The organism is Sphingomonas sp. SP6 (assembly GCF_058313435.1).
The window spans coordinates 12,374-28,141 of the sequence record NZ_JBZFLG010000003.1; the positions used below are offsets into that span (position 1 = coordinate 12,374).

A 15,768-nucleotide genomic window follows, 5' to 3' on the forward strand; every position below is an offset into this window, starting at 1 on the left:
ACAAGATTCCGCTTGCGAGCCGCGGGAAGTCGGACTAGGCGAATGTCCGAGTAATGGACGTCACAAGAACGTCCGTATCGGCTTCGACCGCCAATGGGGGGGATCAACATGGCACCCAAGACTTTCATTCTCTCGTCCGCTTCGGTCCTGTCGCTGCTGGCGGCGACGTCCGCGTTCGCTCAGGCCGGTTCCGAGCAGCCCGGCCAGCCCGGCACCCCGGCGCAGCAGGCCGGCGACACCACCGGCGGCACGCCTTCGGGTGATGCCACGGGAGCGGTCGATGCCCCCGCGCAGGATCAGGCGCAGGACGATGTCGTCGTCACCGGCGTCCGCGCCTCGATCGTCGGCGCGATCAACCGGCGCCGTGAGTCGACCCAGATCGTCGATTCGATCGTGGCCGAGGACGTCGGCAAGTTGCCGGACAATAACGTCGTCGAGGCGCTCCAGCGCGTCACCGGCATCCAGGTCACCGATCGTGGCCAGGGCGAGGCGGCGGGCATCCAGATCCGCGGGCTTCCGGACGCGCTGACCACGCTCAACGGGCGCAACATCTTCACGGGCGTGGGCCAGTCGTTCTCGCTCCAGGATATCTCGGCGAACCTCGTCAAGCGGGTCGACGTGTTCAAGACCCGCGCCGCCGAGCAGATCGAGACCGGCCTCGCCGGCCAGGTCGACGTCGTCACCCGCCGCCCGTTCGATTTCGACGGCTTCGCGATTTCGGCGCTCGCCCGCGGGATCTACGACGAGGAAGCCGACAAGGTGAACCCGAACGGCGCGCTGCTCATCAGCGACCGCTGGGAGACCGGGATCGGCGACATCGGCCTGCTGGTGAACGGCAGCTACACGCGGACCAAGTTCCGCCAGATGTCGACCACCGCGGGCGCGTTCGTGCCGTTCGCGACGCTCGCTCCGCCCGCCGGATCCGGGCTGACCGGCTTCCAGCGTATCTTCCCCGCCCCGACGAATCCGCTGACGGGCGAGTTCATCAACACGCCCGGCCTCGGCAACTGGCAGGTCGGGACGGAGACGGGTCTTCCCACCGCCGCGGGTTCGACGATGAGCGTCAACGGCGTCGAGACCCCCTATTGGCTGTCGCGCGACGCGGTGTTCAGCTCGGACCTGTACGGCAAGCGCGAGCGCCCATCCGTCAACGCCGCGCTCCAGTGGGCGCCCAACAGCAGCTCGGTCTATACCGCGGAGGTCTATTACGCGGGGTTCCGCGGGGAGACCTTCAACAGCCTGCAGTTCAGCTTCGTCGACTTCTGGGCGAACCCCCAGGCGCCGGAGCTTTACGATGGCACCAACATCGTGAAGTCGCGCGTCGCCAACAGCGTCTACGGCTTCAACAGCGCCGACTACGGCAACAGCCGCACCGACAGCTTCGTCTACGCGCTGAACGGCAAGTGGGACCTGGGCAGCCGCGGCAACATCGTCGCCGACGTGGCCTACCAGACCAGCGAGAACCGGACCAACTTCTTCGCCCAGCGCACCGAGCGGGTGGCAAACCAGATCACCACCGACTTCAACGCCGGCGGCGGCATCCCGTCCTACCACTTCGACGACGATTCGCTGCTGACCGATCCGGCGCAGTGGAACGTGGCGCAGCTTTACGACAATTCGAGCCGCGACAAGGGCAGCGCCATCACCGGGACGCTCGAGGGCAACTACACCTGGGACGAGGGTTTCCTCCGCCAGATCAAGGCGGGCTTCCGCTTCGACGACCGCAAGGCGTCGAGCGACGTCCGCACCGCGGACGCGGCGCCGCTCGGCCGCTCGCTCGCGAGCTTCCCGAAAGAGGCGACCTTCACCAACAAGGACTTCTTCGAAGGCCGCGCCGACATCCCGACCACCTGGGTGCTCCCCAACGGCTATTACAATTACGCGCACAGGGACGAGATCCGGGCGCTCTACGGACTGGCGACCTCGGATCAGCTCTCGCTCACCCGGGTGTTCGACATCGACGAGGTGACCCTCGCCGCCTACGTCCAGGCGGATGCGGAGCTGTCGATCTTCGGCCGGCCGCTCAAGCTCCAGGGCGGCGTCCGCTTTGTCTCGGTCGATACGGATGCGGTCTTCCGCGATCGGTTCAACGGCGGCGCGGTCTCGAGCTCGTCGCCGGGTTCGAGCCGCTTCCTGCCGAGCTTCACAGCTCGCTACGAGATCACGCCGAAGGTCCGCCTCCGGTTCAACTACGGGGAAACGGTGCGCCGGCCGAACTTCGCGGACATCAACCCGAACTTCTCGCTGACCGGGGATCTCACCAACGTCGGCTACGGCAGCGGCTCGGCGGGTACCGCCAATCTCCAGCCGACCACGTCGAAGAACTACGACGTCGCCGCGGAATGGTATTTCGATCGCAACAGCGCGATCACGGTCACCGGTTTCCGTCGCGAGATCCAGGGTCTCGTCGTCCCCGTCAGCCAGCTCGAGTACATCCCGAACAACGGCATCGTCGCCGGGGCGACCGATTACTTCGTGATCAGCCGTCCGGCGAACGCCTCCGACGGCGTCCTGAAGGGCCTGGAGATCGGGGTGACGTACTTCCCCACCTATCTGCCCAGGTTCCTCGATGGGCTGGGCTTCCAGGGCAGCGCCACGATCCTCGATTCCAAGCAGAACGTGCCGATCTTCAACGGCGCGGGTCAGCAGGTCGGCCAGCAGGAATCGGGCTTCTTCGGGGTCTCGGACTTCTCGTACAACGCCACCCTCGCCTACGATAACGGGCCGATCGGCGCACGTCTGTCCTACGTCTGGCGCAAGGCGTGGCAGGTCCGGTACGAGGCGCGGCTGTTCGCCAACCCGCTGGGTGTCTGGCGGCGTCCCGAGGGCAGCCTCGATTTCCAGCTGACCGCCAAGCTGACCGACCGGCTGGGCCTGACCTTCGACGCGGTGAACCTCCTCCGGCTCAAGCAGCAGGAATATTACAAGTTCGGGGATGTCGGGAACGCCGATCAGTTCAACCTCGGCACGGTGCTGGTCCCCAGGACCTTCGCGCTCGGCGTCCGCTACAGCTTCAACTGAGCTTCCTCCGACTGGGCGGGCCGCAAGGTCCGCCCATCTTGTTTTGAAGGACCTGTGCTGTGAAGCGTATCTTCCCGCTCGCGCTGCTGGCTCTCGTCTCGGCCTGCGGCGGATCGGACGGGGGCGGGACGACCACCCCGGTCGTCATGCCGACGCCCACCCCATCGCCGACCCCGACGCCGTCACCGACGCCCACTCCAACGCCGACCCCGAGTTCGATCCCGCTCACCGGCGACATCAGCCCGGTCCACGATCCGGCGATCCTGAAGGACGGGAGCACCTACCTCCTGTTCGCGACCGGCAATATCGGCGACCGCGAGGGGCTGCTGGGCTTGCGCACCTCGACCGATCTCCATGCCTGGACCCTGCGCGGCGCGAGCTTCACCGCCCTGCCCGCCTGGGTGAAGACGGCGGTGCCCGACGCCGCCGGGATGTGGGCGCCGGACATCTCGAAGGTCGGCAGCCAGTACCGGCTCTACTACGCGGTCTCGAGCTTCGGGAAGAACCAGTCGGCGATTGGTCTCGCTGTCGCGGACAGGGTCGATCCCGCCGCCCCCGCCGCCAACTGGCGCGATCAGGGACCGGTGATCCAGTCGCAGACGACCGACGATTTCAACGCGATCGATCCGATGGCCTTCACCGATGCCGACGGTCGGATGTGGCTGGCGTTCGGCAGCTATTGGTCCGGCCTCAAGATCATCCGGCTCGACCCCGCGACGGGGCTGCGCCTCGCCGGCGATCCCGCCCCGCGCGCGCTGGCGCAACGCGCCTCGCCCGACGCGATCGAAGCGCCCTACATCGTCCGTCATGGGAGCTATTATTATCTGTTCGCGTCCTTCGACGCCTGCTGCCAGGGATCGAAGAGCACCTATTACACCGTTGTGGGTCGGTCCTCGGCCCCCGACGGCCCCTATGTCGACCGCGACGGCAAGGCGATGACGAGCGGCGGCGGCACGATCGTCCTCACCAACGGCCAGGGCGACGGCAGCCGCTTCGTCGGCCGTGGCCACGTTGCGATCCTCCAGCAGGCCGACGGCGACTATATCGTCTATCATGCCTACGACACCCAGGCTAACGGCGCGCCGACGCTTCAGATTCAGCCCCTCGCATGGGACGGCGATGGCTGGCCGGTGGCGCAGTAGGGCGGCGCTGTCGGCGGCGCTGGCGCTCGCGACGCCGGCGCTCGCCGACCCTTATGCCGACCGCTTCGGCGCCGACGCCGACTGGTATCGCGGCCGCGTGCCGCTGTTCGAGAGCTCCGATCCCCAGCTCGACGCCGTTTACGACTATCGCTGGACAATCGTCCGCGCGCACCAGCGCGATCTCGGGACAAGCGGCTATCTCACCACCGAATTCCTCGACGACGTGCCGTGGCAGCGTGAGCCTTATGCCGGGCTCAACGACGCGACGGGCTTCCACCTGAACGAGCTCCGCTGGCTGCGCGATCGGCGGTTCGCGGCGGATTACCTCGATCACATGCTGACCGGCGGCGACGACCGGCATTTCACCGATTACATCGCCGACAGCGTCTGGAGCCGCTACCTCGTCGACGGCGATCGTGGCGAAGCGCTCAAGCATCTCTCCGCACTCCGGCACCTGTACGGCGCCTGGGACGACCATTTCGATTTCACCCGCGGGCTCTACTGGATCGAGCCCCTGCTCGACGCGACCGAATATACGATCTCCTCGATCGACGCCTCGGGCGGCAGGGACGGGTTCCGCGGCGGCGACGCCTTCCGCCCCTCAATCAACAGCTACATGTTCGCGCAGGCGCGCGCGCTCTCGCGGCTGACCGCGCTCGCGGGCGACGAGGCGGCCTCCGCCGATTATGCCGCACGCGCCCAGGCGATCCGCACTCGGGTGCAGGCGAACCTCTGGAACCCCGCGCTCCGGCACTTCACCGATCGCTACAAGGCGACCAACGATCACGTCCGCGCCTGGGATTTCATCCGCGGCCGCGAGTTGGTCGGATACGTGCCCTGGGCGTTCGACCTCCCCGACGATACGCCGGGTCATGCCGCGGCATGGAGGGCGCTGCTCTCTCCCGACGAGTTCGCCGCGCCCCATGGATTGCGCACCGTCGGGCCATCGTACCAATATTACATGCGCCAGTACCGCTACGAAGGGACCGCACCCGAATGCCAGTGGAACGGCCCGGTCTGGCCGTTCCAGACGACCCAGGCGCTCACGGGCATGGTCAACCTGCTCGATCATTACCGCCAGTCGGTCGTCACCCGCGCCGACTTCGCGCGCCTTCTCCGGCAATATGCACGGATGCACTTCCAGAACGGCCGGCTCGACCTGGAGGAGGACTATGACCCCGGAACCGGCAAGCCGATCGTCGGCCTGGCGCGTAGCCACCATTACTTCCACTCGGGCTTCATCGACCTGGTGATGACCGGCGTCGTCGGCATCCGGCCGCGCGCCGACGACGTGCTCGAGATCAATCCGCTGTTTCCCGAAAGAGGGCCGCAGGCGCTCGGCTGGTTCGCCGTCGACGGCGTCCGCTACCACGGTCACGACGTCTCGGTGCGCTGGGACGTCGATGGCGCGCATTACCGCGCGGGCAAGGGCCTGCGCGTGTCGATCGACGGGCGCGAGGTCGCCTCGGCGCCGGTTCTTCGGCGGATCATCGTCCCGATCGCCCGCGCCACCGCCGATCCGATGATCCGCCCGATCGACCGCGCGGTGCAGCTGGTCCGCGGCGACTTCCCGCGCGCGAGCGCCTCGAGCAACCCCGACCCCGAAGCGCTCCACGACGCGATCGACGGCCGCACCTGGTTCTTCCCGGAGGCGAAGAACGGCTGGGAGTCGGCGGGGGGCCGCGACGAATGGTTCGCGGTCGATCTCGGCCGGCCGACACGCCTGACCCGCGCCGAACTCGCCGTCTCCGCCGACGGGACATCGTTCGTCGCGCCGACGCACGTGGTGGTCGAACGCTGGAGCGGCACCGCCTGGACGCCGCTTGCGGAGACGCGACCGATCGCCAACGGAGTGACCCCACTCCGCTGGCCTGCGGTCGTCGGCGAGCGCATCCGGGTCCGGATGGAAGGGCGGGGCGCGGGGCGCTTCCGGCTGGTCGAACTCAAGCTGTTCTAGCTGTTCGCGACCGCCGCCGGCGCGCCCCCGACCACGACCGGGAAGGTGAAGACGTCGCCGGCCATCGGCTGCGCGGCCAGCGCCTCCGCGGACAGGCCCTGGCGCGCGGTGGTGGCGTAAGCGGTCCGACCGTCCGCGCCGCCGATCGCCACCTTGGTGACGTTCGCGACGGGAAAGCGCACCTCGTCGGTCAGCCGCCCGCGCGCATCGTACCGCCGCGCCGCCCCGCCGCCGTAGAAACCGAGCCATACGCCCCCGTCCGCGTCGCAGACCGCGCCATCGGGATAGCCTTCGTTTCCGGTGAACTCCAGGAAGCGAGCGGGCGCGGTAAGCGCGCCGTCCGCCGCGACGGTAAAAGCGGTGACCGTCCGCGCCACGGTATCGACATGGTACAGCCGCCGTCCGTCCGGCGCGATCGCCGGGCCGTTGGTAATGACGACCGGGTTGACGACCGTCGACGTCGCCACCCCGCGATCGAGGACGAACACGCGGCCGGTGGCGGACGCCTCGTCATTGTCCATCGTCCCGAAATAAACCCGACCCGACGGATGCACCGCCGCGTCGTTGAGCCGGTTGGCGGGATGCTCGGCGTCGATCTGGGCGATCCGCGCGAACGTGCCGGTCTCGGGCGAGAAGCGGTGCGGACCGGATTTCAGCCCCGCGATCAAGGCGCCGTCGTTGGCGGGGAGCACCCAGCCGACGAACTCCGGCGCAGACCAGCGATCGACCGTGCCGCTCGCCGGCGTGTGGCGGAAGATCGTGCGGCCCTTGATGTCGACGAACCAGAGCGCATCGCCGATCCAGATCGGCCCCTCCCCCAAGTCGGCGCCGATCTCCAGCAGCCGCGTCGCCTCGACCATATCATCACTCCGACTATTCGCAGCCTGCTTACGGCGTTCGCCGCCGGCGCTCCATACGTATTCATGACCTCACGCGCTTGCCCTGAACGGTGCAGCGGTGCGACACGCATGCGGGTCAGCCGGGAGATACATGCATGCCGATCCGTCGTTCGTTGCTGGGCGCGCTGGCGCTGAGCGCGCTCCTCGTCGGCGGAGCGGCCCCGGCACCGGCGCAGGGGACGGTTGCGATGACCGCAGGCCAGGATGGGCTCGAGCTGAGGCGCGGCGCGCTGGTGCTCCGTGTCGACGCGCTGACCGACGCGGTGATCCGCCTCCGCATCGGCAAGACGGGTGCCCTGCCGGAGGATGCGAGCTGGGCGGTCGCTGCCTCGGCCCGCAAGCAGCGGGTGCAGGTCACGCCGACCGCGGACGGCTTCCGGACCAGGCAGATCGCGGTCCACGTCGATCCGGCGACGCTCGCGGTCACCGTCGCCGATCTGGCGGGCAGGACGATCGTCGCCGACGCCGCCGCCGCGGCGGTCGACGGCACGGCCTTTTCGCTCAAGAAGACCATGCCGTTCGGCGAACATTACTTCGGCCTTGGCGACAAGACCGGTGGGCTTGATCGTCGCGGTAAGGCCTTCGTCGACTGGAACACCGACGCCTTCGGCTTCTCCTCGGCCGACGACCCGATCTACAAATCGATCCCCTTCTTCGTCGCGGTGGGTGGCGCGGGCGGCAGCTACGGCCTGTTCCTCGACAACACCTTCCGGACCGGCTTCGACTTCGGCCACAAGGCCGACGGCGTGCTGGAGATATCGGGTCCGGACGGCCCCATCGACTATTACGTCATCGCCGGGCCGACCACCGCCGAGGTCGTCCGCCGCTACACCGACCTGACCGGCAAGGCGCCACTCGTGCCGCAATGGGCCCTCGGCTATCAACAGTCGCGCTACAGCTACATGACCGCCGACGAGCTGCGCGCCGTTGCCGGGCGGCTGCGCGCCGCGAAGGTGCCGACCGACGTGCTCTGGCTCGACATCGGCTTCCTCGACAAGAACACGCCCTTCACCGTCGACAAGACCGCCTACCCCGACCTGCCCGGGCTGATCCGCGACATGGGCAAGGACGGATTCAAGGTGGTGACGATCACCGATCTCCACACCGCCGCCAACCGCCCGGACGGGACCTATCCGCCCTACGATAGCGGCAAGGCGGGCGATCACTTCGTCAAGAACCCCGACGGCTCGACCTATATCGCCCCGGTCTGGCCCGGTCCCTCCGCCTTCCCCGACTTCACGCAGAAGCGCACGCGCGACTGGTATGGCTCGCTGTTCAAGGAGCAGGTGGCGATGGGCGTCGCCGGCGCCTGGAACGACATGAACGAGCCGGCGATCTTCGAGACGCCGACCAAGACGATGCCGCTCGACACCGTCCACCGGATCGACACCGACGATTTCGCCCCCCGCAGCGCCGACCACCGCGAGATCCACAACGTCTACGGAATGGAGAACACCCGCGCGACGTTCGAGGGGTTGACGCGGCTCGCCCCGAACGAGCGCCCGTTCGTGATGACCCGCGCGAGCTACGCCGGGGGGCAGCGCTACGCCGTCACCTGGACCGGAGACAATAGCGCGACCTGGGATCACCTGAAGCTGTCCGTGCAGCAGATCATCAACCTCGGCCTGTCCGGCTTCTCGTACAGCGCCGCCGACGTCAGCGGCTTCGCAGGCGGGCCGAGCGCCGACCTGTTGACGCGCTGGTTCCAGATCGGCGCGTTCTACCCCGTGTTCCGCGATCACTCGGCGACCGGCACCCCGCGCGTCGAGCCCTGGGTCGACGGCCCCGACCATCTCGCGATCCGCCGCCGCTTCGTCGAGGAACGGTACCGGCTGATGCCGTATCTGTACGCGCTGGCGGACCAGAACGCGCGCGTCGGCGACTCCATCCTGCGCCCGGTGTGGTACGATTACCCCGAAGCGGCCAAACTGCCCTGCGATCAGAGCTGGGCATTCACGCTCGGCAGGTCGCTGCTGATCGCGCCGCCGCCTTCGCCCGAGAGCCCGCAGGCCTATGACGTCTGCCTGCCCAGCGGCGGATGGTTCGACTATTGGACCGGGCTGCCCGTCGCCGCGACCCCGATCGAGAGCCGCGGGCCGATCCAGTCGGCGACGCAGGCGACCGGCGCGGCGACCGCGATCGGCGACCGGGTGCGCGAGACGCCGCGGCTCGACCGCCTCCCGGTCTATGTCCGCGCGGGGAGCATCGTCCCGCGTCAACCGCTGGTGCAGTCCACCGCCGAGACGCCGGTCGGGCCGCTCGAACTCCACGTCTATCCCGGTGAGGGGTGCGAAGGCGTGCTCTACGCCGATGACGGCCACTCGATGGCCTATACCCGCGGCGTCCTGCTACGGCAGACGATCCGCTGCCAGCGGACTGCGACCGGGCTGGCGATCACGTTCGCCAAGCGCGAGGGGAGCTTCAAGCCCTGGTGGTCGCAGCTGCGCGTCGTCGTCCACGGCATGACCCGATCCGCCGTGGTCAGGCTCGGGGCGAACACCGTCGCGGCGCAGAGTGATGCGGCGGCGCAGACGCTGACCTTCGACATCGCGGACCAGTTGCAGGCGAGGGTGGTGACGATCGGCTGAAACTCGGCGATCAAGGGCATCTGATGAGCTGGATCCTCACCGTCCGACACCATGGCCGTGAGCGGCAACCCGTCGTCGTCATCGACGGCTTCGCCCCCGCGCCCGAGCGCTTCCTGGACGACGCCGAGTTCCTGTCCTTCCGCCCGATCGGCGAGCATTACCCCGGCGTCCGCGCGCCCGTCGCTGCGCCCATGCTTCGCTCGCTGCTCGCCGATCTCGCACCGGTCGCCGCCGAGACGTTCGGGCTGACCGAGCTCGAGACCGTCGACGCCTTCTACTCGCTCGTGACGACGCCCGCGCGCGATCTCGCGCCCATCCAGCGTCTTCCCCATTTCGACGAGGTCTCGCCCACCCGCCTTGCGTTGCTTCACTTCCTCGCCCGCGACGAGACCAGCGGCACCGCCTTCTATCGGCACCGCACGACCGGGTTCGAGAGCGTCGACGCCGCGCGCCTCCCCGCCTACCGCGCCGCGCTCGACGCCGATCTGAAGCGTCACGGTCTGCCCGATGCCGGATACATCGGCGGCGACACGCCGGTCTACGAGCGACTTGCGCTCCACCGCGGCCGTTTCAACCGCGCGCTCCTCTACCGCTCGAACACCCTCCACTGCGCGTTCATCCCGCCGGAAATGGCGCTCACCGCCGATCCCGCGTCAGGCCGGCTCACGGTCAACACCTTCCTAGACGGCCGCGCCTGACGCGCGACTGTTGCTCGCGCGCCACGCACCCGGGCCGCGGGCGGTGAACGTCCAGTGAATACGTATGTGGCATTCTTCCCACCAGGCTCGCCGCGGACCTAAAGCGCGGATGTGACAACGACCAGGATCGGCCGCGCGACGTGCGTGCGAGCCGGCGTTCAGGGGAGGACCAAGATGACGGCATCGGTGAAGCTTTCGGCGCGGGCACGACTTGCGGCCCGGGCGAGCGCGTTGACGCTGGCGGGCGCGATGCTTGCCGCTGGCCCGGCTCAGGCGCAGGAGGCGCCGAACCCCGGCTCGCCCAGCGCCGATCCCTCGTCGGCGGCCTCGGTCCAGAGCGCACCGATTCCCGCCGACGGCCGTCCCCAGTCGGCGGCTCAGCCCGATCCGGCCGCCACTGGTCCTGCGACCGATGCGCCGGCGCCGCAGGCCGATATCGGCACCCCCGCGGCGGACGCCTCGCCCGTGACCGACGACATCGTCGTCACCGGCATCCGCGCCTCGCTCGCCTCTTCCGCCAAGATCAAGCGCGACGCCACGCTGATCGTCGACTCGGTCTCGGCCGAAGACGTCGGCAAGCTCCCCGACGTGTCGATCGCGGACTCGCTGGCGCGCATCCCCGGCGTCACCGCGCAGCGTCTGGAGGGCCGCGACCAGCGGCTGTCGATCCGCGGCCTCGGCCCCGACTTCTCGACCACGCTCCTCAACGGCCGCGAGCAGGTCACCGTCGGCGACAATCGCGGCGTCGAATACGATCAATATCCGTCCGAGTTCTTCCAGAACGTCAACGTCTACAAGTCCGCCGACGCCTCGCTGATCGCGGCGGGCATCGCGGGGACGGTCGACCTGCGCATGCTGCGGCCGCTGTCGAGCAACAAGCGCGTGATCGCGCTCAATGCGCGCGGCCAGATGAACGGGATCGACAACCTCAACCCGGATTCGTCGCGCTATGGCTACCGCGCCTCGGCGACCTACGTCGACCAGTTCGCCGACGATACGTTCGGCGTCGCGATCGGCGTCTCGGCGACCCAGACCCCCTCGCAGGACGAGCGGTTCAACGCCTGGGGCTATAACGGCGCCGGCACCGCCGCCGACCCGTACGTGATCAGCGGCGCAAAGCCCTATGTCCAGTCGAACGAGCTGCGCCGCTACGGCGCGGTCGCAACGCTGGAGTGGAACCCGTCGGATCGTTTCCACTCGACCTTCGACGCGCTCTACTCGCACTTCACCGAGGAGCAGCACCTGCGCGGGATCGAGTTCCCGCTCGCTGGCAACGTCGGCCCGGACAACATCACCGTGAACTCGGTCACGGACGGTTTCGCCGACGACGTGACCTTCAACGGCGTTCACGGCATTCAGCGCAACGACTATAACAAGCGCACGGCCGAGAACTTCTCGTTTGGCTGGAACAACGATTTCGCGTTGTCGGACCGCGTGCACTTCAACGTCGATGCCAGCTGGAGCCGCGCGACCCGGACCGATTTTCTGCTCGAGACCTACACCGGCACCGGCTACCAGAAGGGCGGCCCCGACGACACCGTCACCGCGACCCATCGGTCGGACGGCATCACTCGCCTGGTGCCGACGCTGGACTATACCGATACCAGCATCTTCAAGCTCACCGATCCGCAGGGCTGGGGCTACAATGGCGTCGCGCCGGTGGTCCAGGCCGGCTTCCTCAACCGACCGAGCTTCAAGGACGACCTGAAGTCGCTGCGCGCCAGCTTCAACGGCGAGATCGATTCGGGGATCATGAAGAGCTGGGAGGTCGGCGCCAACTATTCTCAGCGCAAGAAGACCAGCGCTTACCAGTCCTACTTCCTCTGCCCCAACGGCGGGAACGCGGACTGCAGCGTGGCCGGCAGCGCGGTGACCTCGCTCGCGGTGCCCGAGCAGGCGATCCTGGGCGAGAACATCCCGCTCGATTACCTCGGTGTGCCCGCGGTGCTCGCGCTCGATCCGCTCTACCTTTACAATAACTCGCTCACGGCGGCGTACGACGGTCGTCCGGGCTCGCTCGTCCGCGACAACACCGTGACCGAGAAGATCTGGACGGGCTACGCCAAGCTGACGCTCGACGGCGAAGTCGGCGGCAGGAACCTGAAGGGCTCGCTGGGTCTCCAGGTAGTTCGCACCGACCAGAGCTCGGTCGGCCAGGTCGCCGGCGTCGTCGACGGCGTGGTCCTGATCGCTCCCGCCCGCGAGAGGGAGGTTTACACCAACGTCCTGCCTTCGGGCACGATGTCGTTGGAAGTGATCCCCAGCGGCTTCATCAAGCTCGGGGCGTCGCAGACGATGGTCCGTCCGCGGCTCGACCAGGAGCGGGTGACCCAGGACGTCACCATCAACATCGCCAACATCGGCGTCGCGCCGTTCGACCTCAACCCGGTGTTCACCTCCAACGGCGGCAACGTCTCGCTGAAACCGTATCAATCCACCAACATCGATCTCTCGTTCGAGAAGTACTTCAACGGCGGCGGCTATCTGGCGCTGTCGGGCTATTTCAAGAACCTGACCGATTTCGTCAATCCGACCAACACGCTGGCGCAGGACTTCTCGTCGCTTGTGGGCACGCTCTCGGCGGAGCAGCAGGCGGCGATCATCGCTAGCGGGCAGCAGATCGGTCAGATCACGCGCCCGGTGAATAACGGCAACGGCTATCTGCTCGGTCTTGAGATGACCGCCTCGCTTCCGTTCAAGCTGTTCTCGAACGCGCTCGACGGCTTCGGCGTGTTCGCGACCGCCAACTATACCAAGTCCGAGATCACCTACGCCAAGAACCCGGCGCCGATCACGCTGCCGGGCCTGTCCGACTGGGTCGCCAGCGGCACGGCCTATTACGAGAAGAACGGCTTCCAGCTGCGCGCCAACTATCGCTTCCGCTCGACCTTCCTCGGCGAAGTCGCCGGCCTCTCGGCGAACCCGACGTATCGTCAGGTGCGGCCGGAAGGCATCCTGGATGCGCAGATCGGCTACGAGTTCCAGGAGGGCTTCCTCAAGGGCCTCTCCATCCTGGTCCAGGGAAAGAACCTCACCGACGCCCCCTTCATCACCTACCAGAACAACGACGAGCGTCAGGTGATCGATTATCAGCGTTACGGCCGCGATTATTATATCGGGGTCGGCTACAAGTTCTGATCCACCCCTCCGGATCGGACACTCGGCCGCCGCCCGCGCGTATTCGGGGCGGCGGCCTTCTTTTTCGGAGCGAAAGCGAGGAAGAGGCTGCCGATGGACCAGCCCCCCGTCACCATCGTCATCGCCGGGGGCGGCACCGCCGGGTGGATGGCCGCCGCGGCGCTCGGCCAGTTCCTCGAGAGCGGCTACCGCGTTCGCCTGGTCGAGTCCGAGGAGATCGGGACCGTCGGCGTCGGCGAGGCGACGATTCCGCAGATTCGCCTGTTCAACGCCGGGCTCGGCCTGGATGAAGACGCCCTCCTCCGCGCCACGCAGGGGACGATCAAGCTCGCGATCGAGTTCGACGGCTGGCGCCGGCCGGGCGAGGCGTACCTTCACGCCTTCGGCGATGTCGGCCGCGACGTCGGACTGATCGCCTTCCAGCATTACTGGCTGCGCGCCCGCGCCGCGGGCTTCGCCGGACCGCTTTCACACTACACGCTCAACGACATCGCTGCCCGCGCGGAACGGATGCACCGCGGCGATCCCGTGACCGCGCCGACGATCCCGCCGCTCCCTTACGCCTTCCACTTCGACGCGACCCTCTACGCCCGCTATCTCCGCCGCTTCGCCGAGCTGCGCGGGGTCGAGCGGACAGAGGGCAGGATCGTGCGGGTCGAACAGCACGGCGACTCCGGCGATCTCGCCGCGCTCCACCTCGAATCCGGCGAGCGGGTGGCGGGCGAGATCTTCTTGGACTGCACCGGCTTCCGCGCGCTGCTGATCGGCGAGACGCTCGGCGTCGGATTCGAGAGCTGGTCGCACTGGCTCCCCTGCGACCGCGCCTGGGCCGTCCCGACCGAGAACGCGGGACTGCCCAAGCCCTACACCCGCGCCATTGCGCGGGAAGCGGGGTGGCAGTGGCGCATCCCGCTCCAGCATCGCACGGGCAACGGCCTGGTCTATTCGAGCGCGCACTGGAGCGACGACGCCGCGCGGGGGGCGCTACTCGCCAGCCTCGAAGGCCGGCCGCTCGCCGACCCCCGTCCCTTGCGCTTCACCGCGGGTCGTCGGCAAGCGGCCTGGTCGCACAACGTCGTCGCCATCGGCCTCGCGGGCGGCTTCCTCGAACCGCTCGAGTCGACCAGCATCCACCTGATACAGGCCGCGATCGCGCGCCTCCTCAAGCTGCTTCCCGGTGCCAAGGTCGACCCTGCCGAACGGCGCGAATACAACCGTCAGACCGATTTCGAGATCGAGCGGATCCGCGACTTCATCATTCTCCACTATCTGGCGAACGAGCGCGACGAGCCCTTCTGGCGCGAACGCCGGGAGACGCCGCCGCCCGACACGCTCGCCGCCAAGCTCGATCTCTGGCGCGGCAAGGGCCAGATCGTCCGGGAGCATGAGGAGCTGTTCACCGAGGTCGGCTGGCTCCAGGTCCTGGCCGGACAAGGGGTCGCGACCGCGGGCTGGCACCCGCTCGCCGACGCCATTCCCGAGAAGGACCTTGCCGAATACCTCCGGACGATCGAGGGGCTCTATCGGCGCGAGGTGGCGCAGTGGCCGACCCACGCCGAGTTCATCGCCCGGACCTGCGCCGCGCGTCCAGCCTAAGCGGCGGCGTGGAGATAGGCGGGATCGAAGCCACCGATCCGGCGCAATCGCGCCCAGTCGGTGATCGACACGTCGCGCCGGTCGCGCGCGATCACGCCGTCGCGGGCCAGGTCCCGGAGCATCCGGTTGACATGGATCGAGGTGAGGCCGGTCGCGTCGCCGATCTGCTCCTGCGTCATCGGCAGCTCGAACCGCTCGGGACTGCCGAGCCCCGCCGCCTCGCGCCGCGCGGCGAACTCGCACAGCATATGCGCGATCCGCGATCTGGCGTCGCGCCGCCCGACGTTGAGCACCCATTCGCGGAAGATCGAGGCATCGATCAGCGTGGCGCGCCACAGCGCCTCGTTGACGCAGGGCCGTTCGCGGATCAGCTGGCGCAGGTCGGCGTCGGGCACCCACGCCACAACTCCTTCGGTGATCGCCTGCAAGGTGTGGTCCGCCTTCGCGAGCAGCATCTGGTCGAGATCGAGGATGTCGCCCGGCAGGTGGAAGGAGACGATCTGCCGCGCCCCTTGCGACGTGGTCTTGTGACGGCAGGTGTATCCGCTCAGCAGCACGGCGCAGGTCGCGACGCGCTCGCCTTCGCGCACCAGCATCTGATTGGCCGCGAAGGTGCGGAGCTTGAAGGGCAAGGCGCGGATGGCGGCTCGGTCCTCGTCGTCCAGCGGAGCGAGGCATGACAGCCTGCGGATCACCCGGTTGAAAACGTCGTCATCGTTCGCGGTCACT

At 68.1% G+C, this 15,768-nt stretch carries 9 protein-coding genes; 7 read left to right on the forward strand and 2 right to left on the reverse strand.

From position 1 onward, the window contains the following. Nucleotides 1–108 precede the first annotated feature (108 nt). Genes AC4GYY_RS10170 through AC4GYY_RS10180 form a run of 3 tightly spaced genes read left to right on the forward strand, consistent with a single transcriptional unit; the run spans nt 109 to nt 6,120 of the window. Nucleotides 109–3,021, forward strand: a complete 2,913-nt coding sequence (locus AC4GYY_RS10170) for a TonB-dependent receptor (RefSeq protein WP_491120275.1) — start codon at nt 109–111, stop codon at nt 3,019–3,021. 59 nt (nt 3,022–3,080) lie between these two features. Further along, nucleotides 3,081–4,163, forward strand: a complete 1,083-nt coding sequence (locus AC4GYY_RS10175) for an arabinan endo-1,5-alpha-L-arabinosidase (RefSeq protein WP_491120277.1) — start codon at nt 3,081–3,083, stop codon at nt 4,161–4,163. Further along, a complete protein-coding gene (locus AC4GYY_RS10180) occupies nt 4,141–6,120 on the forward strand; it encodes an MGH1-like glycoside hydrolase domain-containing protein (RefSeq protein ID WP_491120279.1) in 1,980 nt (659 codons plus the stop codon). The genes AC4GYY_RS10175 and AC4GYY_RS10180 overlap by 23 nt, the downstream gene beginning before the upstream one ends. On the opposite strand, the gene AC4GYY_RS10185 is transcribed toward AC4GYY_RS10180, so the two are convergent. Continuing rightward, on the reverse strand, nt 6,117–6,980 hold the full coding sequence (locus AC4GYY_RS10185; RefSeq protein WP_491120281.1) for an SMP-30/gluconolactonase/LRE family protein: 864 nt from the start codon (nt 6,978–6,980) through the stop codon (nt 6,117–6,119). The genes AC4GYY_RS10180 and AC4GYY_RS10185 overlap by 4 nt on opposite strands. Nucleotides 6,981–7,114: 134 nt before the next feature. On the opposite strand from AC4GYY_RS10185, the gene AC4GYY_RS10190 reads away from it, so the two are divergent. The 4 genes from AC4GYY_RS10190 to AC4GYY_RS10205 all read left to right on the forward strand — a co-directional run bounded on the left by AC4GYY_RS10190 (nt 7,115) and on the right by AC4GYY_RS10205 (nt 15,039). Beyond that, nucleotides 7,115–9,607, forward strand: coding sequence for a glycoside hydrolase family 31 protein (locus tag AC4GYY_RS10190; protein ID WP_491120283.1), 2,493 nt, complete (start codon nt 7,115–7,117; stop codon nt 9,605–9,607). A gap of 23 nt (nt 9,608–9,630) precedes the next feature. Continuing rightward, nucleotides 9,631–10,305: a DUF6445 family protein gene (locus AC4GYY_RS10195; RefSeq protein WP_491120285.1), complete on the forward strand. Its 675-nt coding sequence runs from the start codon at nt 9,631–9,633 to the stop codon at nt 10,303–10,305. Nucleotides 10,306–10,479: 174 nt separating this feature from the next. Then, nucleotides 10,480–13,443: a TonB-dependent receptor gene (locus tag AC4GYY_RS10200; RefSeq protein WP_491120287.1), complete on the forward strand. Its 2,964-nt coding sequence runs from the start codon at nt 10,480–10,482 to the stop codon at nt 13,441–13,443. A 93-nt stretch (nt 13,444–13,536) separates the two neighbouring features. Beyond that, the gene (locus AC4GYY_RS10205; protein ID WP_491120289.1) at nt 13,537–15,039 is read left to right on the forward strand and encodes a tryptophan halogenase family protein; all 1,503 of its coding nucleotides are present in this window, start codon (nt 13,537–13,539) and stop codon (nt 15,037–15,039) included. On the opposite strand, the gene AC4GYY_RS10210 is transcribed toward AC4GYY_RS10205, so the two are convergent. Next, on the reverse strand, nt 15,036–15,767 hold the full coding sequence (locus AC4GYY_RS10210) for a Crp/Fnr family transcriptional regulator (protein ID WP_491120290.1): 732 nt from the start codon (nt 15,765–15,767) through the stop codon (nt 15,036–15,038). The two genes, AC4GYY_RS10205 and AC4GYY_RS10210, sit on opposite strands and share 4 nt — an antisense overlap. Between the last annotated feature and the right edge of the window lies 1 nt (nt 15,768).